The 23594-nt window shown below is 68.1% G+C and carries 16 protein-coding genes; 6 read left to right on the top strand and 10 right to left on the bottom strand.

Annotated elements, in window-relative coordinates; all coding sequences use genetic code 11:
* Positions 1-40: 40 nt before the first annotated feature.
* The 3 genes from AC6EUH_RS15890 (at position 41) to AC6EUH_RS15900 (ending at position 4314) form a co-directional block, all read left to right on the top strand.
* Positions 41-2569 carry a DNA gyrase/topoisomerase IV subunit A gene (locus tag AC6EUH_RS15890; RefSeq protein ID WP_499739243.1) on the top strand — a complete coding sequence of 843 codons (2529 nt, stop codon included), beginning with the start codon at positions 41-43 and terminating at the stop codon, positions 2567-2569.
* A gap of 706 nt (positions 2570-3275) precedes the next feature.
* On the top strand, positions 3276-3710 hold the full coding sequence (locus AC6EUH_RS15895) for a hypothetical protein (RefSeq protein ID WP_056431383.1): 435 nt from the start codon (positions 3276-3278) through the stop codon (positions 3708-3710).
* A gap of 85 nt (positions 3711-3795) precedes the next feature.
* A complete protein-coding gene (locus tag AC6EUH_RS15900; protein WP_056431380.1) occupies positions 3796-4314 on the top strand; it encodes a DinB family protein in 519 nt (172 codons plus the stop codon).
* 45 nt (positions 4315-4359) lie between these two features.
* On the opposite strand, the gene AC6EUH_RS15905 is transcribed toward AC6EUH_RS15900, so the two are convergent.
* Genes AC6EUH_RS15905 through AC6EUH_RS15920 form a run of 4 tightly spaced genes read right to left on the bottom strand, consistent with a single transcriptional unit; the run spans position 4360 to position 11665 of the window.
* Positions 4360-5352: a GNAT family N-acetyltransferase gene (locus AC6EUH_RS15905; RefSeq protein WP_499739244.1), complete on the bottom strand. Its 993-nt coding sequence runs from the start codon at positions 5350-5352 to the stop codon at positions 4360-4362.
* A 21-nt stretch (positions 5353-5373) separates the two neighbouring features.
* The gene (gene cydD, locus AC6EUH_RS15910; protein WP_499739245.1) at positions 5374-8976 is read right to left on the bottom strand and encodes a thiol reductant ABC exporter subunit CydD; all 3603 of its coding nucleotides are present in this window, start codon (positions 8974-8976) and stop codon (positions 5374-5376) included.
* 6 nt (positions 8977-8982) lie between these two features.
* Positions 8983-10032: a cytochrome d ubiquinol oxidase subunit II gene (gene cydB / locus AC6EUH_RS15915; protein ID WP_056431371.1), complete on the bottom strand. Its 1050-nt coding sequence runs from the start codon at positions 10030-10032 to the stop codon at positions 8983-8985.
* Between the two features lie 37 nt (positions 10033-10069).
* Entirely contained in the window at positions 10070-11665 is a 1596-nt protein-coding gene (locus AC6EUH_RS15920) for a cytochrome ubiquinol oxidase subunit I (RefSeq protein WP_499739246.1), read from the bottom strand.
* Positions 11666-12021: 356 nt separating this feature from the next.
* Here AC6EUH_RS15920 and AC6EUH_RS15925 point away from each other — a divergent pair, with 356 nt between their 5' ends.
* Both AC6EUH_RS15925 and AC6EUH_RS15930 read left to right on the top strand, forming a co-directional pair.
* Complete coding sequence (locus tag AC6EUH_RS15925) at positions 12022-12408, top strand: BlaI/MecI/CopY family transcriptional regulator (RefSeq protein WP_056431365.1); 387 nt, start codon at positions 12022-12024, stop codon at positions 12406-12408.
* Positions 12409-12414: 6 nt separating this feature from the next.
* On the top strand, positions 12415-13404 hold the full coding sequence (locus tag AC6EUH_RS15930) for a M56 family metallopeptidase (protein ID WP_056431363.1): 990 nt from the start codon (positions 12415-12417) through the stop codon (positions 13402-13404).
* 102 nt (positions 13405-13506) lie between these two features.
* On the opposite strand, the gene AC6EUH_RS15935 is transcribed toward AC6EUH_RS15930, so the two are convergent.
* Entirely contained in the window at positions 13507-15027 is a 1521-nt protein-coding gene (locus AC6EUH_RS15935) for a M20/M25/M40 family metallo-hydrolase (protein WP_499739247.1), read from the bottom strand.
* A 164-nt stretch (positions 15028-15191) separates the two neighbouring features.
* A complete protein-coding gene (locus tag AC6EUH_RS15940) occupies positions 15192-17300 on the bottom strand; it encodes a DNA gyrase/topoisomerase IV subunit B (protein WP_499739248.1) in 2109 nt (702 codons plus the stop codon).
* Positions 17301-17538: 238 nt separating this feature from the next.
* Here AC6EUH_RS15940 and AC6EUH_RS15945 point away from each other — a divergent pair, with 238 nt between their 5' ends.
* Positions 17539-17760 carry a DUF7455 domain-containing protein gene (locus AC6EUH_RS15945; RefSeq protein WP_082492737.1) on the top strand — a complete coding sequence of 74 codons (222 nt, stop codon included), beginning with the start codon at positions 17539-17541 and terminating at the stop codon, positions 17758-17760.
* A 158-nt stretch (positions 17761-17918) separates the two neighbouring features.
* On the opposite strand, the gene AC6EUH_RS15950 is transcribed toward AC6EUH_RS15945, so the two are convergent.
* From AC6EUH_RS15950 to AC6EUH_RS15965, 4 genes are all read right to left on the bottom strand, one after another.
* Positions 17919-19256: an RNA polymerase sigma factor gene (locus AC6EUH_RS15950; protein ID WP_056431356.1), complete on the bottom strand. Its 1338-nt coding sequence runs from the start codon at positions 19254-19256 to the stop codon at positions 17919-17921.
* A gap of 356 nt (positions 19257-19612) precedes the next feature.
* Positions 19613-21046, bottom strand: coding sequence for a DUF4192 family protein (locus AC6EUH_RS15955; RefSeq protein ID WP_499739249.1), 1434 nt, complete (start codon positions 21044-21046; stop codon positions 19613-19615).
* Positions 21047-21233: 187 nt separating this feature from the next.
* The gene (locus tag AC6EUH_RS15960) at positions 21234-22565 is read right to left on the bottom strand and encodes an MFS transporter (protein WP_499739250.1); all 1332 of its coding nucleotides are present in this window, start codon (positions 22563-22565) and stop codon (positions 21234-21236) included.
* Between the two features lie 36 nt (positions 22566-22601).
* Positions 22602-23540, bottom strand: coding sequence for a proteasome assembly chaperone family protein (locus AC6EUH_RS15965; protein WP_056431346.1), 939 nt, complete (start codon positions 23538-23540; stop codon positions 22602-22604).
* Positions 23541-23594: the final 54 nt, after the last annotated feature.

Below are 23594 nucleotides of genomic sequence, written 5' to 3' on the forward strand. Positions count from 1 at the left end.
AGCACACGTTCAGCACCCCTCAGAAGGACCCACCCGCCTCATGGCCCGCCGCCAGACCCCGTCCCCGGCAGGGGAAGCCAGCCCCGATTCCGCAGGAATATTCACAGAGAATATCGTCGATATCGACGTCACGTCGGAGATGGAAGGATCGTTCCTCGAGTACGCCTATTCGGTGATCTACTCGCGGGCCCTTCCGGACGCCCGCGACGGGCTGAAACCCGTCCAGCGGCGCATCCTGTACATGATGAGCGAGATGGGCCTGCGCCCGGACCGCGGCCACGTCAAGAGCGCCCGCGTGGTGGGCGAGGTCATGGGCAAGCTGCACCCGCACGGCGACACCGCCATCTACGACGCGATGGTGCGCATGGCCCAGGACTTCTCGCTGCGGCTGCCCCTCATTGACGGGCACGGCAACTTCGGCTCGCTCGACGACGGCCCGGCCGCCCCGCGGTACACCGAGGCCAGGCTGGCGGCGGCGGCGCTGACCCTGACGGACCACCTCGACGAGGACGTCGTCGACTTCGTCCCCAACTATGACAACCAGCTGACCCAGCCGGACGTGCTGCCGGCCGCGTTCCCGAACCTGCTGGTCAACGGGGCCACCGGCATCGCCGTCGGCATGGCCACGAACATGGCCCCGCATAACCTGGTGGAAGTGATCGCCGCCGCGCGGCACCTGATCGAGCACCCGGACGCCACGCTCGAGGACATCATGAAGTTCGTCCCCGGCCCGGACCTGCCCACGGGCGGCCGGATCGTCGGGCTGGACGGGATCCGCGACGCGTACGCCACCGGCCGCGGCTCGTTCAAGACCCGGGCCAAGGTGGAGGTGGAGCAGCTCTCGGCCCGCCGCACCGGGCTGGTGGTCACGGAACTGCCGTACATGGTGGGGCCGGAGAAGGTGATCGAGAAGATCAAGGACGCCGTCAACGGCAAGAAGCTCACCGGCATCAGCGACATCGTGGACCTCACGGACCGCAAGCACGGCCTGCGCCTCGTGATCGAACTAAAGAACGGCTTTAACCCCAACGCCGTGCTTCAGCAGCTGTACCGCTACTCTCCGATGGAGGATTCCTTCGGCATCAACAACGTCACCCTCGTGGACGGGCAGCCGCAGACCCTGGGGCTGCTCCAGCTGCTCTCCGTCTACGTGGAACACCGCATCAACGTCGTCCGCCGCCGCACCGCCTTCCGCCTCGGCAAGAAGAAGGACCGCCTGCATCTGGTGGAGGGGCTCCTGATCGCGATTGTGGACATCGACGAGGTCATCCAGATCATCCGTTCCTCGGACGAGGCGGCCGCGGCCCGGACACGGCTGATGTCCATCTACGACCTCTCCGAGATCCAGGCCAACTACATCTTGGAGCTCCGGCTCCGGCAGCTGACCAAGTACTCACGGATCGAACTTGAGAAGGAGCAGGACGAGCTGCGCCGCGAGATTGCCGAGCTGGAAGCCATCCTCGGCTCCAGCGAGCGGCTCCGGGCCCTCGTGTCCGCAGAACTGGCCGAGATCGCGGAGAAGTACGGCACCCCCCGCCGCACCGTGCTGCTCGAATCCGAAGCCGTCTCCCCCACCGTCGCCGCCCTGGCCGCCGCGCCGGGGGCCAAGGGCAAGGCCGTTCCCCTCGCATTGGAGATCGCGGACGACCCCTGCTGGGCGATCCTGACTGCCTCCGGCCAGATCGCCCGCACCGCCAACCAGGACAGCCTCGCCGAGGCCGGCCCGCGGACCCGGCACGACGTCTTCACCTCGGTGGTCAAAACGTCGGCACGCGGCGAGATCGCGGCCATCACCTCGCAGGGGCGCATGCTCCGGCTCCAGGTGATGGACATGCCCGTGCTGCCGCCGACCTCGGGCACCCCGAACCTGGCCGGCGGTGTGCCGGCCAAGGACTTCATTACCCTCCTCAAGGGCGAATCGCTGGTGGCCTTCGCGCCGCTGGATGAGGTCCTGGCGATTGGTACCGCCCAGGGCGTGGTCAAGCGCGTCCAGCCCGACTATCCGCTGAACCGCGAGGACTGGGAAGTGATCGCACTCAAGGACAAGGACACCGTGGTGGGGGTGGCTGCCGCGGGCTCCGACGACGTCGACCTCGTCTTCGTGACGCGGCAGTCGCAGCTGCTGCGCTTCCCGGCCTCCGCGGTCCGTCCGCAGGGCCGGACTGCCGGAGGTATGGCCGGTATCAAGCTGGCCGCCGGGGACCGGGTGCTGTTCTTTGGCGCCGCCAGCCCGGCCGACAGCGATGCCGTCGTGGTGACCATCGCCGGCACGGAAGGGGCGCTGCCCGGCACCGCCCCGGGTGCCGCCAAAGTCACCGCCCTCGCCGAATACCCCGCCAAGGGACGCGCCACCGCCGGGGTCCGGGCGCACCGGTTCCTCAAGGGTGAGGACACCCTGCTGCTCGCGTGGGCCGGTCACGGCCCCGCCAAGGCGTCGTCGCTGGCCGGTGTGGCCCGTTCCCTGCCCGGGGAACACGGCCGCCGCGACGGGTCCGGCATTCCGCTGTCCCAGGCCATCGATGCGATTGGCCCGAGCATGGCCTGGCAGCAGGAGCCCGCGGAGGCCTAGGCCCCCGCGGGTGCTGTTTGGGCCGCGGGCCGTGCTTAGGTCGACGCCCGGGGCAGCCGTCACGCCCACCGCTCACTCATTTGCCACAAATGGCCGTTGTCGCTCACCCATTCACCACGAATGGCCGCTATAGGTCCCCTCATGGCGGCCATCCGTGGTGAATGGCCGGCAGAGGGCGAGCTCCGCAGACCGGAGTGTTTGATAAGGGGTTTTCGAGCAAACGGACATTGGTTTTCGGTCCTGAATTGCGTCGAACTCGGCACGCTCTAAGTCGTGCCCCGCTCGAGGGTGCACACCGTTATGGATGAGAGGCCCGCGGCTGGAACCGAAGGCTCATATCCTTCAGGTTCCACTTGCGGGAAGCATAATCTCCGCTTGGATTGAACCGCAAGGCATTGAACTTTGGTGGCCGATGGCCTAGCCCGGCCCGGACCCGTGCCGTACGATGACCCCAGTCCGCAGGTGTGCTGATATTGGGGGTTACGTGTCGAAACGACTGCGGGTCGGTGCCGTGCTCGTATCTGTGGCGGTGGCCCTGTCCGGATGCTCCGGCAGCCTGCAGGCCGCTCCCTCAACCTCTCCGCCACTGTCATCTGCGCAGCCGTCAGCCTCGGCAGCCGCAGCTTCCGCAGCCGCAGTCCCGGCCGGACAAACGGGACGAACAGGCCCGTCCCATACGCCAACAAGCAGCGCGACCGGAGCAGCCATGGCAAACGTGACGGTCGAACCCCACCTGTTCGACCGGCAGGGCGAGAAGCACGAGGCCGCCCTCGGAAGCGGATGGGAAACCTCACCGATGTTTCTTGTGGTGTCCGACAACCGGGACAAGGCGGCCAAGGCACTGCGGGCGGCTGCAGTTCGCTTCTATTCCGTAGATCAGAACGGCGCGGAACTGACGCGTGAGGAGATGACTGGCGAATTCCCCCAGTACACTCCCAACTATGTTTCCGATGTCTACCTGACCGATTTGGGTCCATTGATCTATGCAGATACAAAAGGCGAACTCTCAACGGGCATGGCCGACGGAATGCTGCGAATCCTTGTAGCCGAACTCCGGTCGCAGGGAATCACCGCGGTTGTGACGGCGCCGCCGAAAAGTCTCTCGTGGGAAGACGCCCCCACGATGCGGCTGTCTCCGTAGTCAACCCGACGCTCCGGCTCCGGCCCGCCGTCGACCACCACCGGCCCATCCGGTGCTCCGGAAGAAATACCCTTAGACTGCTCGCATGCCTATCATCCCGGATATCAAAGACTGGACCTGGGTCCTGCAGCGGACCTGCGCGGAGTGCGGTTTTGATGCCTCGGTGGCGACACCTGCGACAGCGCCGGGGATCGTGGAGAACATGCTCCCCCGCTGGCGGTCCGCCCTGCGGCGTCCGGACGTGGCTGAACGCCCGGACGAAAACACGTGGTCCGTCCTCGAATACGCCTGCCACGTCCGCGACGTGTTCAGCCTCTTCGACCACCGGCTCGGCCTTATGCTGACCGAGGACGACGCCCGGTTCGCGGACTGGGACCAGGACGTGACCGCCGTCGAGAAGGACTATGCCAACGCCGACCCGGCCGAGGTCAGCACGGAACTCACCGCGGAGGGCGAGCAGATCGCCGCCTCCTTCGGGCGCATCCCCGAGGAACAGTGGGGGCGCAAGGGCACCCGCAGCAACGGCTCGGAGTTCACCGTGCTGACGTTCGCGCAGTACTTCCTGCACGACGTCGTCCATCACCTCCACGATGTGGATGGCTGACGCGTGAAGGGGTAGCGCGCGGCCTGATGGCGCCTGAACGGAAAGCTACAGTTCCTTGTCCCACGCCATGCTGCTGTTGACGGGGACATAGCCCATCTTGGCGTACAGGGCCAAGGCACCGGTGGGGTTCTCCGAATCGACATCGAGCGAGGCCTTGTCCATGCCCGCCGCGGCGAAGCGGCGCATCGCGTCGGCAAGAAGGGCCTGCGCCACCCCGCGGCCGCGGAACTCGCGCCGCACACCCAGCAGGTCGGTGTAGCCCTCCTTGTAGCCCCTCGTCCCAGCGCTCACGGCGTCGTGGCTGGCAAGCTGGTAGCCGGCCACTCTTCCGGTGGAGCGTTCGACGGCGACGGCGCTCAGGTCCGGCCGGGCCAGTGGATCATTCACCACAAAGCCCCAGGCCTCCTCGTCCCGGGGCTCGCTGCCCCAGTGATCCCGGAAAGCCTCGTTGTGCGCCAGCCGGACGGGCTCGTGCAACGCGGGTCCAAAGCCCACGATTTCCAGCCCGTCGTCCAGGCGCGCCTCCGGGAGGTGGTCCGTGAGGGGGCGGTGCATCTCGTAGTAGTAGCGGACGATCCGGTAGCCGGCGTCGCCGAACAGGGCGGCCTGGTGGGTGTGCTGCTCTTCCATGTGGAGCCGCAGCCGTGGGCTGGAACCCGGCACGGCGTCCTCGGCGAACCGCTGCCGGGTCCGTGCCTCCATCCAGCCCAGCAGCCCGGCCCCGATGCCCCTGCCCTGCCATACCGGATCGACGCAGCCGTACCCGATCGCCTTCTCACCCTCCGGGTTCTTGGTGATCCGGCCGTAAGCCCTGGCGGTGGCCTGCGCGTCGAAGCCGAGGATCGTGTTCGCCGCGGCCGGGTTCGCCTGCGATTCGAGGACCTGTTCCAGGTCGGCGCGGCGCTCAAACCAGACGGGCCGTTCGACGTCGGCAGTCCGGGCGATGAGCGCCGCCCAGCTGTCCAGGTCGTCGGTCACGGCGGGCCGCCACTGCAGGCGGGTGTCCAGGCTGGCCAAGGGCTCGGCGAATCCGTTCATGGCAACAGGCTAACGTCCGGCCTACCCCCGCGCCAGCAAGGGCGTTGCCTCCGGCGAGGGTGCTGTGTGCCCGGCCGCCGGGCGGTCGAGGTCGAGGCGGCTGTCGTCCGGGGAGATGTCCTCCGGGTTGTGCGTCACGAGCACCACGGTGCGGTCCCGCAGGCCGTGCCGGAGCTCAGCCAGCATCTCCCGGCCGGACTCCGCGTCCAGGTGGGCCGTGGGTTCGTCCAGCAGGATCACGTCCGCTCCGGTCAGGAGGGTGCGGGCCACTGCGAGGCGCTGCCGCTCGCCGCCGCTGAGGAAGTCCCCTCCTGGTCCGATCCGTGTGTCCAGGCCATGCTCCAGGCGCCCGACCAGCGGCCCGAGGCCCACCGCCGCCAGGGCGTCCTGCAACCGCTGCTCCGGCTCTCCCCCGCGGTCGCCCTCCGGGAGCCCCAGCAGCAGGTTGCCGCGGATGGTCGAGTCAAAGAGGTGCGCCTCCTGGGGGCACCAGGCCGCCCGCCCGCTGAGCAGGATCTGGCCGTTGGCTGCCGGGAGGAAGCCCAGGACGACGGCGAGCAGGGTGGACTTTCCGGACCCCGACCCACCGGTGACGGCAAGCCAGCGCCCGGGGTCGGCCGTGGCGTCGAGGCCGGTGAAGACCATCGGCCCGCCCGGCCACGCCGCGGCCAGGTCCCGGAGCTCGATCCCGGGCTTGCCGCCGGGCCGGCCGACAACGGGAACCAGCCCGCCGGACGCGTCGGCATCGGCGCTGTCCAGGACGCCGGCTTCGCCGATGCGTGCCAGCACGGCACGCAGCGCCGGGTACTGGCGGACCGCCGTCGTGATGGCCGCGTAGGGTTCCACGAGCGCCAGCTGCAAGAGTACGACCACCGCGACGGTCGACGCTTCCACGGCTCCGCTAAGAGCCAGCGGAGCGGCCAGCACGGCGCTGGCCAGGGCGGCCGTCCCGCAAGCCAGTACGGTCAGTCCCTGGCCGAGTCCTTCGGCCCATGCCGAGCGTTGGGACGCGGCGGTCGCAGAACGGTCGGCGCGGGTGATGGCGTCGAGCACCGGGCCGGCCACGCTGTTGGCGTGGAGTTCGGCGCGGGCGTCGAGGGCCGCCGCCACCTGGCGGAGCACTCCGGAACGGAGCCGCTGCTCGGTACCGGCGGACATCCTGTCCGCGGCCAGCGCCAGGGCGGGGGCCGCCACGAGACTCACCAGGGCGGCCGCGATGACGGCGGGGAGCGCGGCCGGCAGGAGCCACGCGACGCTGGCGACGGCAGCTGCCGCGACGGCGACGGCGGTCAGCGGCGGCAGGACCACGCGGGGCAGCAGCTCGCGGACCGTGTCGACGTCGTCCACGACGGTGCCCAGGACGTTGCCGCCCTGCAGCAGCCGGCGCAGCGAGAGGGCGCGGCGGCTCAGTGATTCCCAGAGCCTGCCGCGGAGCCGGGTCAGGGCGGCGAAGACGGCGTCGTGCAGCAGGAGACGCTCGAGGTAGCGCAGGACTGCCCGGCCAATGCCGAAGAACCGCACGCCGACGATTGCTGTAAGCAGGTACAGGATGGGCGGCTGCTCGCTGGCACGGATGATGAGCCAGCCGGACAGTCCGGCGAGGGCGACGGCGAAGAGGGCCGCCAGGGTGCCGACGGCGCCGGCCGCGGCGAATTTGGCTGCGACCGGTGCCAGCAGGCGGCGGAGCCGGGCTGCCGTAGAACCGCCTGGTGAGAGTGGTGTGTCCGCGTTTTGCGGCACGCCGGGCTGAGTCGCGCCGGCCTGGATCGCGCCGGCTTGCGGCACGCCTGGGCCCGGGGTGTCTGACGGCAGGAGGTCGTGCATCCCGGATGCGGACGGGTCGGCTTCGGACGGGAGTGCGGCAAGGGCAGCCGTCCCGGCGGCGGCACCCGTGAGTGTGGCGGTTGCGGCGTCGGCATCTTGGACAGCGGCGGCGGTGGCCGTGCCCGCGACGCCGGGTGCCACTGCCACGACGACGTCGGCGAGTTCCCGGGTCTGCCGGTCGTGGGCCACCAGCAGGACGGTGACCCTTCCGCGGAGCGCGGCGATGGCGCCGCTGACGGCGGTGGCGGATTCCCGGTCCAGGTGGGCGGTGGGTTCATCGAGCAGCAACACACGGGCTCCCGCCTCGATCCGGGCGAGACCGCGGGCCAGCGCCACCCGGCGCAGCTCCCCCGGGCTGAGCTCTGCGGGATGCTTGGCGGCGAGATGCTCCGCGGCGCAGGCTGCCAGGCAGCCCAGGGCAATAGCGTCGGCGTCCGCGGCGAGCCCCGGATCGCCGGCGCCGTCGGCCCGCCCCCCGGCAACTCCCAGATACAGCCGGACCTCGTCCAGCACGGTGGGCGCAGCCATCACGGGGTGCTGCGGCACCCAGGCAAGGTCCGCCGTCGTGAATCCTGCGATCCGTCCGGTGACAGTGGTCTTTTGGTCAGGGCCGCCGCCGGTTCCGATGGTGCCGGCCAGGACCCCCAGGACCGTGCTCTTGCCGGCGCCGCTGGGGCCGTCGAGGGCGGTGATCCGGCCGGGTGCGGCGGTGAAGCTCAGGGGCCCGACGGCGGCGTCCGTCCTGCCGCCGTAGCGGACGGTCAGCCCGGCCACGCTGAGGGTGGGCGGGGCCGCGGGCTCCCGGGATCCGGATGCTGCCCCGACAACAGCCGCAGCGGAGGCAGCAGCGGGCACCAAGGGCGCGGCCTCGGGTGCCTCGAGGACGGCGGTGGTTTCGGCGAGCGCCGCACGGCCTTCGTCGCTGGCGTGGTGGGCGGTGCCGAGCTCCCGGAGCGGAAGGTAGCAGTCGGGGGCGAGGATCAGGGCCAGCAGTCCCGCTTCCAGTGCCATGTCGCCGTGGACCAGGCGGACACCGATGAAGACCGCGACGACCGCGACGGAGATGGTGGCGATGAGTTCGAGCGCAAGGGCGGAGAGGAACGCGGTCCGCAGGGTCCCCATGGTCCGGTGGCGGTATTCCTCGGAGAGGTCCTCGAGGGCTTTGCGCTGGGCGGTGGCCCGGCCCAGTCCGACGAGGACGGGCAGGCCCTTGGCAAGCTCCAGCATGTGGCCGGACAGCCGGGACAGGGCCGACTGGGCTTCCCGGACGCGGTCTTCTGTGTAGCGGCCGATCAGCACCATGAAGAGCGGCACCAGCGGCACGGTCAGCACAATGACAGCAGCGCTGATCCAGTCGGCATACAGGATGCGGGCGCCCAGCAGCAGCGGGATGGCTGCACAGTTCACCAAGGCGGGCAGGAACTGGGTGTAGTAGTTGTCCAGGGCGTCCAGCCCCCGGGTCGCGAGAATGGCGAGGCCGCCATCGGAGGGGCCCGCTGACCGGGTGCCGTTGCGCAATGCCCGCTCGAGCAACCGGGAGCGCAGCTCCTCCTTTACCCCCAGCGCGGCCCGGCGCGAAGCCACGGCCTGCGCCCAGACCGTCAGGGACCGGAGCACCACCCCCGAAACGCCCCAGTACAGCTGTGCACCCCAGGCGGGGTCGCCGGCCATCAGCCCGGCAAGCATGGACGCGACGGCCTGCGCCATCAGCACGAGGGACAGGGCCTTCAGCGCCGCGAGGAGGCCCAGCAGGTAGAGGGCGATGCGGTTCGCGGGGCCGGAGGGGAACTGCGGTCTCATCGGGTGCTAGTCCTTGGGTGCCAGTGCCTTGGCGGCGATGGCGGGGAGGAAGTTGTGGGCCTCGGGGATGTGAGCGTGGCTCACCCGGCGCCGGAACACCCAGTACGTCCAGGCCTGGTACGCGAGGACCAGCGGCAGCCCGATGCAGGCGACGATGCTCATCAGTCCCAGCGTGTAGTCCGAGGAGGAGGCGTTGGAGATGGTCAGGTGGAAGTCCGGGTTCAGGGTGGACGGCAGCACGACGGGGAACGCGGCGCCGAAGATCGAGGCGCTGCCGAGCAGCAGGAAGGTCCCCAGGGACAGGAACGCGCGGCCTTCGGCGCCCGTGCGGGCGAAGTTCCAGGCCACGACGGCGGCCACGACGGCGGCGACGACGGCCACCACGGTCCACACTTCGCCGCTGATCAGCTGCAGGCTGACCGCCCAGCCCGCCATTGGCAGCAGCAGGACGGGCAGGAGCCGGACGAACCACCGGCGTGCGCGGTGCCGGACGTCGCCGTCGGTCTTCAGGGCCAGGAACGCGAGGCCGTGCAGCAGCGAGAATCCGACGACGGCGAGGCCCCCAAGCACGGCGTAGGCGCTGAACCAGGCAAAGGGGCCGCCTTCGCGGTCACCGTTCGCGTTGATGGGGAGTCCGGTGGTGGTCAGCCCCAGTGCGGCTCCCACACCGAAGGCCGCCACGAGGGAGCCGAGCGAGATGGCCCAGTCCCAGCGAGCCCGCCACCGAGGGTTGTCCACTTTGCCGCGGTACTCGAAGGCCACGGCCCGGAAGATCAGTGCCACGAGGACCAGCAGCAGTGGCAGGTAGAGGGCGGAGAACAGGGAGGCGTACCAGAGCGGGAAGGCCGCGAAGGTGGCACCGCCTGCGGTCAGGAGCCAGACCTCGTTGCCGTCCCAGACCGGGCCGATCGTATTGAGAAGGACGCGGCGTTCGGTGTTGTTCCGGGCGAAGCCTTTCATCAGCATCCCGACGCCGAGGTCAAAGCCCTCGAGGAAGAGGTAGCCCGTCCACAACACCGCGATGGCGATGAACCAGATGGTGGGAAGCAGTTCCATGCTGAGTATCCTCTGCGTTTCTTGTGCGGGCGAAGGCTTAGTAGGCGAAGGCCAGGACGTCGTCCCCGGGCTTGCCGGGACCACCGCCCTTGGGAGTGGCGTCCTCGTTCTCGTCCACGGGGACGTGCGCGAGTTCCGGCATGGCGGCGACCACCCCGCCGCGGATGTACTTGACCAGCAGCCTGACCTCGACCACGAGAAGCACCGCGTACACGGCGGTGAGCACCACGAGGGAGGTCAGCAGTTCGCCGGCCGAGACGCCGGGTGAGACGGCCGCGGCGGTGAACATAAAGACCTGGTCGATTCCGCTGGGGTCCGGGTTGGGGGCGACGACGAACGGCTGCCGGCCCATCTCGGTGAAGATCCACCCCGCGGCGTTGGCCCCGAACGGCGCCAGGATCCCGAAGACGGCCAGCCGCATGAGGCCGCGGGAGGCGGGGACAGTCCCGTTGCGGGTGACCCAGAGGGCAATCAAAGCGGCCAACGCCGCCAGTCCGCCGAAGCCGATCATCATCCGGAAGCCCCAGTAGGTGACCTCCATGACCGGGACGTACTGGATCTGCTGCCCCGCCCGTTCCCCGTAGATGGGGTTGTCCGGCAGGTGCGTGCCGTAGTCGGCCTTGTACTGGTCGATCAGGCTGTTGACGCCTTGGACCTCGGTGGTGAAATCGCCCTTGGCGAGGAAGGACAGGATCCCGGGCACCTCGATGAGCGCCACGATGTCATCGCAGTTCTTGGAGCCGACGTTGCCGATGCTCAGGATGGAGAAGCCGGTGCCGTCGTGGCAGGCCGCTTCGGCGGCCGCCATCTTCATGGGCTGCTGTTCGAACATGAGTTTGCCCTGCAGGTCCCCCGTGATGGCGGTTCCGGCGAAGGAGATCATGGCGACGACGGCGCCGATCCGCAGGGACCGGATCCAGACGGCGTGGTCGGCGCGGTCCCGACCGGGTATGGCGGACTCCCCGGGGACCACCTTGCCGTCCTCGCCGATCGTGTCGATGCCGTCGTGGCGGCGGCGCCACAGGTGGTACCAGGCGATGCCCAGCAGGAACGCCCCGGCGACGGCGAGGGCACCGAAGATGGTGTGCGGAACGGCGACGAGGGCGGTGTTGTTGGTGAAGACCGCCCAGGCGTCGGTCATCACCGGACGGCCGTCGATCATCTCTACTCCGACCGGGTGCTGCATCCAGCTGTTCGCCACAATGATGAAGTAGGCGGAGAAGACCGATCCGATCACGGCGATCCAGAGGCAGGCAAGGTGGACGGCCGGTTTGAGCTGCTTCCAGCCGAAGATCCAGAGGCCGAGGAACGTCGACTCCACGAAGAAGGCGAGCAGCGCTTCCATGGCCAGCGGCGCCCCGAACACGTCGCCCACGAAGCGGCTGTACTCGCTCCAGGCCATGCCGAACTGGAACTCCTGCACAATGCCGGTGGCGACGCCCATGATGAAGTTGATCAGGAAGAGCTTGCCCCAGAACTTGGTCATCCGGAGGTATTCCGGCTTGCCGGTGCGGTGCCACATCGTCTGGATCACGGCGACCACGAGGCCAAGGCCAATCGTGAGCGGCACCATCATGAAGTGGTAGACGGTGGTGATTCCGAATTGCCAGCGTGCGATTTCCAAGGCGTCCAAGGCAGTCCCTACTTTGCTAGGCGAGCAACTTCTACGTCCCGTAGAAAGATTCTTCTACCGAGTGTAGAACACTTTGAAGGTTCCCTGCACCCCAGAGTCCCACGGGGCGCTCCAGCCCGCAATGGAGGCGCCGCCGGCCACGACACCTCACCTGCTGGCGCCCTCCAACCTCTACGCCCCGGGGCGTAGTCGGGCTGCGGCCCGGCCGCGGCCCCGGTGCGCGACACGCCCGGGCCGCGCAGTTCTACTTCATGTAGAAACTATTCGCAAAACACGGTAAATTTAAGACTGAAGTATTCACTTACCGCCCCGGCAGAGTCGATTCGCCGGAGCGGCACTCACGAAGGACGTACGGAATGGCAAGTCTCGGTGAACTGGAACGGGCAGTGATGGATCTGCTCTGGGCAGGCCATGAGGCTGCCACGGCGAACACACTGCGTGATCTGCTCGCCCAGAGTACGCGTGCGGAAAACGGCACCGCCGGGCATGTGGGCAAGGATCTCGCTGTCACGACAGTACTGACCGTACTCTCGCGCCTGGAGCGCAAGGGCCTCGTGGAGCGTGAGCGCGGCACCCGCCCGCACCGCTACCAGGCCGTCTCCAGCCGTGAAGACCACACCGCCGAGCTGATGCACGAGGTCCTGGGGTCCGCCCCGGACCGCGAGGCCGTGCTGGCCCGCTTTATTGGTTCCGTCACCGACACCGAGGCAGAAACGCTGCGCAAACTGCTGGGACTCAGCTAGCGCCCGATGTTCTGGACCTCATGGTTTCTGGCGGTCCTGGCGATAGTGCTGGCATGGCCGGTGCCTATCCTCCTTTCCCGCGCCCAGTGGCCTGCGCGTTCGCCGTTCACGGCCATGTTGCTCTGGCAGGCGATCGCCCTCGCCGGCGGGCTGTCCATGATCGGCGCCATGCTGGTGTACGGGCTGGAACCGGTCGGGGATAACCTGTTGGCCGGCCTCAGGGCCCTGGCCGGGATGGTCTTCAATAATGCGCCCACCACGGCGCTGGGCTTCTGGCACATCTTCGCCCTCTCGGCCGCTGCACTCCTGACAGCCCACTTGGTGTTCACCCTGCTGCTGACGTACTACAAGATCCAGCGCCAGCGGAGGCGGCACCGCGAGCTGCTGGCACTGCTCGCATCCCCGTCCGCTGACGGCCCGCGGACCATGGTGATCAACGTCGACTCCCCCGTCGCGTACTGCCTGCCGGGTGGTGCCCGTTCGGTCACGGTGCTCTCCGACGGGCTGATGGCGGCCCTGGAACCCGCCGAACTCCGTGCGGTCCTGAACCATGAAAACGCCCACCTGGACCAGCGCCACCATCTGCTGCTCTGGGCCTTTGCGGCGTGGCGCCAGGCGCTGCCGTGGCTGCCCACCACACGCCTGGCCCAGGAAGCCGTCAGCTCGCTGATCGAGATGCTCGCCGACGACGTCGCGCTGAAGACCGAGAGCAAGGCCACCCTGATCAAGGCGATCGCGATTGTGGCCAGCGGCTCCCCCGGTGCCCCGGATGCCCGGATGGCGTTCGGCGGACCGGAACTGTCCGACGTCGAGCCCGGCCAGCCCGGTGCCACCGGCGGCGCGGGTTCGGCGCGGACGACGGCGTCCCGCGTCAGCCGCCTGCTCTCCCCGCAGCCACCGCTGCCGGAACCCGTGCGCGTCGCCGTGCTGGCTGCCTGCCTGCTGCTGCTGGCCGTTCCAACGGCCCTGCTGATCGTTCCAGGCTTACTCGGCTGACACCTGCGGCGACCACCTTCGGAGCCTAAGCGCGCAGGAGCCGGGCCGCCCCGCCCGAGGGCGGAGCGGCCCGGCACCCATTGCACTGTTGCGGCGCGGCGGCTACTTAAGCAGCTTGTTGGCCTTGTATTCGAGGTCCACGTTGCCGGTTCCGCTGCCCTTTGCGGTGCCGTTGACCGCCGAGGTGGTCATTCCAAAGGTGAGGGTGGAGTGGGCGACCGCGTCCGCCATTTCCTCAAGCACTCCGAGGTCGATGTTCTCGATGTCGTCGCAGGCCGCGTGGTAGCACGGGTCCAGCGGGGCACCCGCTTCGCCGCCAAAAATGGCCGCCTCCGCCGCGGTCTTCAGGTCCTCCGCACCGGTGAACAAACCGCCGGCAGGGATGCCGTTGGTGATGAACCCGAAGTAGTCGGACCGTCCGTCGAAGGCCGTGGGGGCAACCGGCAGATTCTGGGACTTGAAGTAGTCCAGGAAGACCTTCTCCACCAAAGCCGAGCCGTTGGGACCCTTCTCGCCGAACGCCGAGCCGTCGCCGTCGTAGACGTAGCGGACGAAGTTGGGCGAGCCGACCATGTCGAAGTTGAGGTTGACGGCATGGTCCTTGAGCTGGCGGGCCGTCAGCTGGGAGACGTAATACTCCGAACCGATCAGCCCGTCCTCTTCCCCGCCCCAGAACGCGAAGCGGATCCGGTTGGTCGGCTTGGCATCCAATTCGGCCAGCTGAATGGCGGTCTCCAGGATCGCGGCCGATCCTGAGCCGTTGTCGTTGATGCCGGGGCCTTCGGACACGGAGTCCAGGTGCGCGCCCACCACGACGGTGCGGTCGGCACGCCCGCCGGTGTCAGCCAGGATGTTGAAGGAGTCGATCCGGCTCACCCCGGCATCGACCGCGAGGCGCATCTCAACGCCGCTGAGCCCGGCGAGTTCGACTCCCGTGGCGTAGCTGGTGCTCACGACGGGGATTGCTGCCTGCGGCAGGTCCAGTGTGCCGCCGAACAGACTGAGTCTGTCATCCCCCGGGACGACGTTGCCCTGGTTGAAGATGATGACGCCGGAGGCCCCGGCCGCGGCGGCGTTGTCCGCCTTGATCCGGAAGGTGCAGGTGCCGCGCTGGATGAGGGCGATGTTTCCCGCCGGGAAATTGGCGAAGTCGCCCGCTTCGCAGCCGCTGGTGGAGGCTCGATCGCCGGCCAGGTTGAGGTCGACGGCGGTCAGGTCGGCCGTGACGTCGCCCGCGCCCGAGTAGGACATGTCCAGGAAGTCGGTTCCATGGGTGTACGTCTCCGGGTTCGGTGAGACGCGCTCCAGTGACGCCGACGTAAAGTCGTAGCGGTCGTAGCTGAAGGGTTGGCGGACAGGTTTGTAGCCCGCGGCGTGGAGGGTGTCGTAAATGTAGTCGAGCGAGGCCGCGTAGCCCGGACTGTCGGCCGCGCGGTTGCCGCCATTGGCATCCGCGATCTCCTGCAGGGCTTCGAGGTGGTTCATGATATTTTCTGCGGAAACCGCGGAGCGCAGGGCGCCCGAGCTGGTTCCGGTTGCTGCAATGGCCGGCGGCGCGAAGCTGACCGCCAGTCCGATCGTGGCGGCGATGGCCGCGCGCTGGATATTCCGAGTTTGCCTCATAGGGGTCTCCTGGATTGCTGCGGAATCCGGCCCCGGGCGTCGTTGCCCGGAGCCGTGAGACGACACTATCGGATGGAGGCATACCCGGTTAGAGGGTATTTCGGCACTGGCGCCGATCCGAACAGGTCCGGAAAATGCGCCCATTTGTCGGCCCCGGCACGGTGTCAGGCGTCGATGCGTTCCCGGTCCAGACTCGCCGCCCCGGCGATGATGAAGTCCTTGCGGGGCGCGACATCCGAGCCCATCAGCAGGTCAAAAGTCTCCTCGGCCTGCTTGGCGTTGTCGATGCCGACCTTGCGCAGGGTGCGGTGCCGCGGGTCCATGGTGGTCTCGGCCAGCTGCTCCGCGTCCATCTCGCCCAGGCCCTTGTAGCGCTGGATCGGTTCCTTGTACCGCTTGCCCTCCTTGGCGAGCCGCGCCAGCAGCACATGGAGTTCCGCTTCCGAATAGGTGTAGATCATCTCGTTGGCCTTCTGGCCGGCGTTGATGACCTCCACCCGGTGCAGCGGCGGGACCGCGGCGAAAACGCGTCCCTCCTCGATCATGGGCCGCATGTAGCGGAAAAACAGCGTCAGCAGGAGCGTGCGGATGTGGGCGCCGTCGACGTCGGCGTCGGTCATCAGGATGACCTTTCCGTACCGGGCCGCGCTGATGTCGAAGCTCCGGCCGGACCCTGCCCCGACCACCTGGATGAGGGCAGCGCATTCGGCGTTGGAGAGCATGTCGCCTACCGACGCCTTCTGGACGTTGAGGATCTTGCCGCGGATGGGCAGCAGTGCCTGGAAGTCGGAGGACCGCGCCAGCTTGGCCGTGCCGAGCGCGGAGTCACCTTCGACGATGAACAGCTCGGAGCGCGCGACGTCGTCCGTGCGGCAGTCCGCGAGCTTGGTGGGCATCGAGGAGGTCTCGAGGGCGTTCTTGCGGCGCTGGGTTTCCTTGTGGACCCGGGCGGAGATGCGCGACTTCATCTCGCTGACGACCTTTTCCAGCAGCAGCGCCGACTGGGCTTTGTCGTTGCGGTTGGATGAGGTCAGCTTGGCGTTGATCTCCTGTTCCACCACCTTGGCCACGATGGCCCGCACGGCGGAGGTGCCCAGGATTTCCTTGGTCTGGCCCTCGAACTGCGGCTCGGCGAGCCTGACCGTCAGGACTGCGGTGAGCCCGGCGAAGATGTCGTCCTTTTCGATCTTGTCGTTGCCGGCCTTGAGCTTGCGGGCGTTGGTTTCGACCGCTTTGCGGAAGGTCTTCAGGAGCGCCTGTTCAAAGCCGGACTGGTGGGTTCCGCCCTTGGGTGTGGAGATGATGTTGACGAAGGTGCGCACGGTGCTGTCGTAGCCGATGCCCCAGCGGAGGGCGACGTCCACCTCGCAGTCCCGCTCGACTTCGGTCAGGTGGCTGTGGCCCTTGTCGTCCAGGACCGGCACGGTTTCCTTGAACTTGCCGGCGCCGTGAAGCCGCCAGATGTCCGTGACGGCGGGGTCGGCGGCGAGAAACTCGACAAACTCGGAGATGCCGCCGTCGTGGTGGAACACTTCCTCGTGCGGGCCGGACTCGCCCGGGGTGCCGGGGAGCTTGCGCTCGTCCCGGACGGTGAGTTTCAGGCCCGGGACCAGGAATGAGGTCTGCCGGGCGCGGGCGGCGAGCTCGTCGTAGGAGAACTTGGCGTCCGGGGTGAAGATCTGCCGGTCGGCCCAGTAGCGGATCCGGGTGCCGGTGACGCCGCGCTTGGCCTTGCCCACGACATCCAGGACGGAGCCGTCGATGAAGGGCGAGAAGACCGACGCCGGGTCCGGCCGGCTGCCGGTGTCCTTGAAGCGGCCGGGCTCGCCGCGGCGGAAGCACATCCGGTAGGTCTTGCCGCCGCGGTCGACTTCGACGTCGAGACGGGCTGACAGCGCGTTCACGACGGAGGCGCCGACGCCGTGCAGGCCGCCCGAGGCGGTATAGGAGCCCCCGCCGAATTTGCCGCCGGCGTGGAGTTTGGTGAAGACGACCTCGACGCCGCTCAGCCCGGTTTTCGGTTCGATGTCCACCGGGACGCCGCGGCCGTCGTCGTGGATCTCCACCGAGTTGTCCGCGTGCAGGATGATTTTGATGTCATGGCCGAAACCGGCGAGGGCCTCGTCCACGGAGTTGTCGATGATTTCCCAGAGGCAGTGCATGAGTCCGCGGGAGTCGGTGGAACCGATGTACATGCCCGGGCGCTTACGGACGGCTTCGAGGCCTTCCAGCACGGAGAGATGCCGGGCGGTGTAATCAGAACTTGGTGCCACGGGGCGGAAACTCCTTCAGGAACGGGGCCGTCGCTACTGGACGGGCAATGCTGTTTGGCGCTCTTCCTAGGGTAGTCGGACTGCCGGCGTGCGGCGTGCTGCCACTCCCCGGCGGCTCTACGCGCCGGAACCCGTTACCGAGACGTGATACGCGTACAGCGAAAGTGGGCCATCCCAGCCATGGTTTCGCTGCGAATGCTGGTTATATAGGTATACCGATCTACCAAGGAGGCCGAACATGACAACAGCAGTTGCGGACCGCACACTCACCACCGTCGACCGGTGCGATCGTTGCGGAGCACAGGCGTATGTCCGGGTTGTTCTCGGCGCCTCCGGAGGTGAGCTTCTTTTCTGCGGCCACCACGCCCGCGCCGTAGAACCGACGCTCCGGCCGCTGAGCTCCGACTGGCACGACGAGACGGCTCGTCTTCACGAGAAGCCGCCGGTCCCGGTCGACTAGAGTCCGGTCGCTAAGACCACATGAGAAAGAGCCCTTCCGATTCCGGAGGGGCTCTTTCCGCGTTAACTGAACTATGAAACAAGCAACGCGGGGTCACCTCCGGCCCATTCCTCCGGGGAAGACGGGCGGGAGGTGGCCCCGCGTCGTTTGGTGCGTGCCTAGTCCAGGTAGTCCCGGAGGACCTGGGACCGCGACGGGTGCCGCAGCTTGGACATGGTCTTGGATTCGATCTGGCGGATGCGCTCACGCGTGACGCCGTAGACCTTGCCGATTTCGTCTAAAGTCTTCGGCTGTCCGTCGGTGAGGCCGAATCGCATCGCGACCACACCGGCTTCCCGTTCGGAGAGGGTGTCCAGCACCGAGTGCAGCTGTTCCTGCAGCAGGGTGAAGCTCACGGCGTCGGCCGGGACCACGGCCTCGGAGTCCTCGATGAGGTCACCGAATTCCGAGTCGCCGTCCTCGCCCAACGGGGTGTGCAGGGAGATCGGCTCGCGGCCGTACTTCTGTACTTCGACGACCTTTTCGGGGGTCATGTCCAGTTCGAGGGCCAGCTCTTCCGGCGTGGGCTCGCGGCCGAGGTCCTGCAGCATCTGGCGCTGCACGCGGGCCAGCTTGTTGATGACTTCCACCATGTGCACCGGGATGCGGATGGTGCGGGCCTGGTCGGCCATGGCGCGGGTGATTGCCTGGCGGATCCACCAAGTGGCGTACGTGGAGAACTTGAAGCCCTTGGTGTAGTCGAACTTCTCCACCGCGCGGATCAGGCCCAGGTTACCTTCCTGGATCAGGTCCAGGAAGAGCATGCCGCGGCCGGTGTAACGCTTGGCCAGCGAGACGACGAGGCGGAGGTTAGCCTCCAGCAGGTGGTTCTTGGCACGCTTGCCGTCATGGATGACGAATTCGAGCTCGCGCTTGAGCTTCGGATCCATGGACCCGTCGTCGGCCGCGATCTTTTCCTCGGCAAAGAGTCCGGCCTCGATACGCAGGGCGAGGTCGACTTCCTGCTCGGCGTTCAGCAGGGCTACCTTGCCGATCTGCTTCAGGTAGTCCTTGACGGGGTCCGCGGTGGCGCCGGCGGACATGACCTGCTGCACGGGGGCGTCGTCGTCGTCGGCGTCTGAGTAGACGAAGCCGGTGCCGGTGGCGCCGGCGGCGGCCTTGGCCGGGACCTCCTCGCCGTCTTCACCGATCTCAACGGCGTCGACCACAACGTCGTCGAGGTCAACCTCGACGTCGTCATCGGCGTCGTCGTCACCGTTGGCGGCTTTGCCGGCTGCCTGTGCAGCGGCCTTAGCGCCGGGCTTGGGCCCGCGCTTCTTGGGTTCAGGCTTGGCGACTGCCGACGCGGTGCCGTCACCGTCGGCCAAGGCAGCGTCTTTGACAGCCTTGTTGGCTGCGCGCGTGGCAGCGCGCTTGGCGCTCGTCGCCGCCTTCTTCTCCTCGGGGGACAATACGGCCTGGTCGGCGGGTTCCTTCTTCGCGGAAGACGGGGTCACAGAAAACCTTTCTAGCGGCGGTCTGTGGAATCACCATACGGGCAACACCACTATGACCCTGTCAAGTCCGTGTTTCACATCAGGTGCAATCACGACCAGCAGAGCCACTAAGTAGAACTCCTGGGGCGACCGTAATGTTCCCTGTTTCCAAGGTCTAGTACGAGCACTTAATACACGGACCCAACCGGGTCTCGGCAACCATTGTCTCACGATTTTCTGAATCGACACCGATCGTCGGCGCGGGGGCGCAATATCCTGCCACGTTCGCCGCGACCCCTCAGGGTCCGGGACGGCGCGGCCCGCCCTCGGCTGCCGGGGTACCACGCCGGGCGTACCTCACTGCACGATGGCTTCCGTCAGGCCACGTCCGGTTTGAACCTTTGCCAGGCCGTCTCCCTCCTGCCCGCCCAGCCGCAGAGCGTCCCGCGGCCTGCCAGCTCGTCCAGCAGTGCAGCCAGGCGGTAGCCCGGGTGTTCCTGGTCCGCGCGGCTGAACAACGCATGGGCGTAGGACCCCTTGCCCCGGCACCATTCAATCCAGCCCCGACCGGTCAGTGCGGCGGCTCCTGCCTCGCCGCCGGCCGTACCCAGTTGCTCGAGAATCCGCTCCAGGCTTGCCATCCTGGTCCAGTCGGGCACCGGTGGCGCCAGACCCAGCAGCACTTCCCCGTAGCCTGCCACCTCCGGCGGCGGTTGCTTCACAAAGGCGCTTCCGCGCCCGGCACCCCGGGGGCGTGGCTCCCGTGGCGGGAATCCGTCCAGCGGCGGCAACGGAACAGGCGCCCGCGCCGCCGGGCCGGATCCTGGCAGCGAGCCGCCCCGCCCGGCGTCGGGCGTCCCGGCGCCCGGTGTGTTGGAGTCCCCCGCACCCGCGTCGGAGGAACGGGAGTCCCGTGCGCCCGCATCCGGTGCACGCGCGCCCGAGGCACCCGCATTCGATACCCCGGGGCCCGAGGCGAAAGTATTCGATGCCCCCGTGCCCGGTGCACCATCGTCGAAAACACCGAACTCCTCGGCGCCGCGCTTGGCGGCCTCCGGCCCGGCGGCAGCCATCACCAAGATGGCGTCGCGCCAGGGCAGAACGCAGAGGGAGGCCCTCAGGTAGCCGGTGAGCGCTGCCGGTAGTTTCGGCAGCGGCGCGGCGGCGTTCAGCACCCGCGACCACACGTCCAGGACCTGGCCGAACTGCACGCTGTCCCGGGCTCGGGCCGAGAACAGCTCCGCCCAGTCCCGTTGGGCGTTCAACACGGCGGGATCCGCCGCCGGTGACATAGGGGGATCGGCACCCGGGGCCGCGCCGACGGTACTGCCCCGGAAGACCATCTCGGCGTTGAGGCGGCTGTTCCGGATTTCTTCCACGGGCCGGCCCGGAGGCGCGCAGCACGACGGGTCGAGGCAGTAGGCATTGCGCCAGTAGTCGGCGCCAACGACCCAGGCGTCCCGGACCGGCAGGCCGGCGTCGTCCAGTGCCTGTTCGAGCTCCGTCAGGAGGTTCGTCCACGGCGCGCCCGCCGCGTCGGTTTCGGTGAAGAAGGCCAGCAGTGAGCCGTCCGCTTCGTTGTCGGCCTCCAAATAGGACGCCACGGTACGCGCGAAACCTGCCGGTCCGGCAGGACCATACGTCCCGGGCGTATCAGCGCCGGGAAGGTCCACCCGCAGGGTGGCTCCGAGCCGCTTCCCCTGCATGGTCATGGCCACGAGGCTGCTGGACGGCCAGTAGCCAAGGGAGTGCGGTATAAACCCGAGGATGTCCTCCGGGCCCGTGATTCTCAGGTGATCTTGAGCTGTCATAAAGCCAGCTTGGCCGGGCCGGCGGACCCCCGTTAGTGGCCGCGTGTCCTATGTGGATAACCAGGATCAATAGCCGGGGTGGACAAACCAGGGTGGCCCCCTCGGGACAACGCTCCGAGGCACCGCCGCGTCACGAGGCAAGGCCCTGTCCCGCGGTCAGGGCGTCCGCCGTAAGGGCGTCCCGCGGTCAGGGCGTCCGGCGCCGCTCCGCACTGAGCCGGCGCTGTTCGGCGAGGGCCGCCAGCAGCGGAGGCACCACCACGCCCTGGGCAGCCATCTGCCGCCTCACTTTCCGCCGGATGACAAGGATGGCTCCGGCCCCTCCTCCCAGCAGGAGGAACTGCACGCTGAGGGCGATCCGGAACGGCTCGAGCCCGTACAGCTCGCCCCGGGAGAATCCGGTGGCATACAAGACATCGAGGACCAGTCCGATCAGGTAGATGGCCATCAGGGCGGCGATGAAGCCTCCCACGTTGACGATCCCGGTGGCGGTGCCGATGCGGTGCGCCGGGTTGAAGGTGCGGGCGAAATCGAAGCCGATCATGGAACCGGGGCCGCCGATGGCGAGCACCACCACCAGCCCGGCCAGCAGCCACAGCGGGGAACGTCCCGGGATGAGCAGGACTGCCGCCCACGCCACGGCAGTGGCCCCGGAGATCAGGAGCACCATGGTGGACCGGCGCAGCGGGTGCCGCGCAACGAAGCTGCCCATCAGCGGCCCGGCGGCGATGGCGGCGGCCACGTACAGCGTCATCAGCCCCGACACCGTGGGGGTGTCCAGGCCCTGCGCCGAGATCAGGAACGGGTAGCCCCAGGTCATCGCGAAAACGGTGCCGCTGAACTGGACGGTGAAGTGGCTCCAGAGTCCCAGCCGTGTTCCCGGCTGGCGCCAGGCGTGGGACAGCGAGACCCCGGTGGCGCGCAGCCCGCTGGACGGTTCCGGCACGGGGTGCCCCGGCGGGTGGTCCTGGAGCAGGACCAGCACGAGCACCAGGGCCAGGGCCGACATGCCCGCCAGCGTCAGGAAGGCGGGGGTCCAGCCGGCGAGGTGCAGGATCATGGCGAACGGGACCACACTGAAGAGCTGGCCCAGCTGGCCGGACATGCCGGTCAGCTGGGTGAGCAGCGGAACCCGGGCGGCGGCGAACCAGATCGGGAGCAGCCGGATGACGGAGATGAAGGTCATTGCGTCCCCGGCTCCCACCAGCACGCGGCCCAGCACACCGCCGGGGATGTTTTCGGCGAACGCCAGCTGAAGCTGTCCCAGCCCCATCAGCAGGGCGCCGCCGGCGATCATGGCCCGCGAACCGAAGCGGTCCACAAGGATGCCGACGGGAATCTGCAGGACAGCGTAGACGAGCAGCTGCAGCACAGTGAAGAAGGAGATTTCGGCCGCACTGGCCTGGAAACGTTCCGTGGCTTCCAGGCCCACGACGCCAAACGACGTCCGCTGGCTGACAGCCACGAGATACGCGAAGACCCCGATGATCCAGATCAGCCAGGCGCGGGGTGCAGTCACTCCCCTATTATGCCCAGCGGGTCCAAAAAATAGTATTTATTCGCCGGGTTCTTTACGGGCGAGGTACGCCTCAACGGCGGCGCCGAGGGCATCGGCGTTGGGCAGCTGGTCGTTCTCGTCGGCGAGCAGGGAACGCCGGACTGTTCCTTCCGCATTCTCGTCGTACCGGGTTTCGAGCCGCGAGACCACCTGCTGCACGTCCTCCGACGCGTCAATCTGCTCGGCGATCTGGCGTCCGACGTCCCGGCCGGCTTCGCGGAGCCGGTCAGTGGGGAGCATCAGCGAGGTTGCCGCCCCGAGGTATTCCAGGCCGGCGACGGCGGCAGTGGGGTATTCGGCCTCGGCCAGGTAATGCGGAACATGCATGACATAGCCGGCGACGTTGCGCCCGGCATCCGTCAGCCGCAGCTCAAGGATGTGCCCGACGGCGGCGGGAACCTCAACGGTGGGCCGCCAGACGGAAATGCCTTCGATGAGGTCCGGCCTGTTGCCGTGCACCGTCACGCCCACCGGACGGGTGTGCGGCACGGGCATGGGGATCGAATGGATCCAGGTGACGAGGTTGACGTCCAGTTCCTCGACGATCCCGACGACGGCGCGCGCGAACCGCTCCCATTGCAGGTCCGGTTCGAATCCGGCCAGGAGCAGGAACGGGCTGCCAAGCCCGTCAACCAGCCGGTACAGTGCCAGTTCCGGCGCCTGGTAGTCCTGCAGGTGGTCCTCGACGAAGCTGATCTGGGGTCGCCGGGTCCGGTAGTCCATCAGCTGGTCGGCGTCGAACTCGGCCACCATCTCGGCATCCAGGGTGTCCAGCAGTTCGGCGGTGATCTGCTTGACGACGTGGCCCGCATCGGCAAACCCGGTAAATCCCATGACGAGGTTCAGTCCGCGCAGTTCGGGGCTGTGGAACAGCGCGTCATCACGCAGGTAAAGCGATTCGGGGTCCAGCAAGGAGCCGGAAATCCGTTCAATCACGGCATGTTCCTTTCGTCGTAGTCAGTGGGAGCGGCCGGAAGGCCCTGCGGGCGG

The sequence above is a fragment of the Arthrobacter sp. 001422645 genome, from assembly GCF_059816125.1.

Excerpts from the sequence above, each read along its gene's own strand:
- AC6EUH_RS15890 (WP_499739243.1), top strand. The coding sequence starts at position 41 with ATGGCCCGCCGCCAGACCCCGTCCCCGGCAGGGGAAGCCAGCCCCGAT.
- AC6EUH_RS15895 (WP_056431383.1), top strand. The coding sequence starts at position 3,276 with ATGGCAAACGTGACGGTCGAACCCCACCTGTTCGACCGGCAGGGCGAG.
- AC6EUH_RS15900 (WP_056431380.1), top strand. The coding sequence starts at position 3,796 with ATGCCTATCATCCCGGATATCAAAGACTGGACCTGGGTCCTGCAGCGG.
- AC6EUH_RS15905 (WP_499739244.1), bottom strand. The coding sequence starts at position 5,352 with ATGAACGGATTCGCCGAGCCCTTGGCCAGCCTGGACACCCGCCTGCAG.
- cydD (WP_499739245.1), bottom strand. The coding sequence starts at position 8,976 with ATGAGACCGCAGTTCCCCTCCGGCCCCGCGAACCGCATCGCCCTCTAC.
- cydB (WP_056431371.1), bottom strand. The coding sequence starts at position 10,032 with ATGGAACTGCTTCCCACCATCTGGTTCATCGCCATCGCGGTGTTGTGG.
- AC6EUH_RS15925 (WP_056431365.1), top strand. The coding sequence starts at position 12,022 with ATGGCAAGTCTCGGTGAACTGGAACGGGCAGTGATGGATCTGCTCTGG.
- AC6EUH_RS15930 (WP_056431363.1), top strand. The coding sequence starts at position 12,415 with ATGTTCTGGACCTCATGGTTTCTGGCGGTCCTGGCGATAGTGCTGGCA.
- AC6EUH_RS15935 (WP_499739247.1), bottom strand. The coding sequence starts at position 15,027 with ATGAGGCAAACTCGGAATATCCAGCGCGCGGCCATCGCCGCCACGATC.
- AC6EUH_RS15945 (WP_082492737.1), top strand. The coding sequence starts at position 17,539 with ATGACAACAGCAGTTGCGGACCGCACACTCACCACCGTCGACCGGTGC.
- AC6EUH_RS15955 (WP_499739249.1), bottom strand. The coding sequence starts at position 21,046 with ATGACAGCTCAAGATCACCTGAGAATCACGGGCCCGGAGGACATCCTC.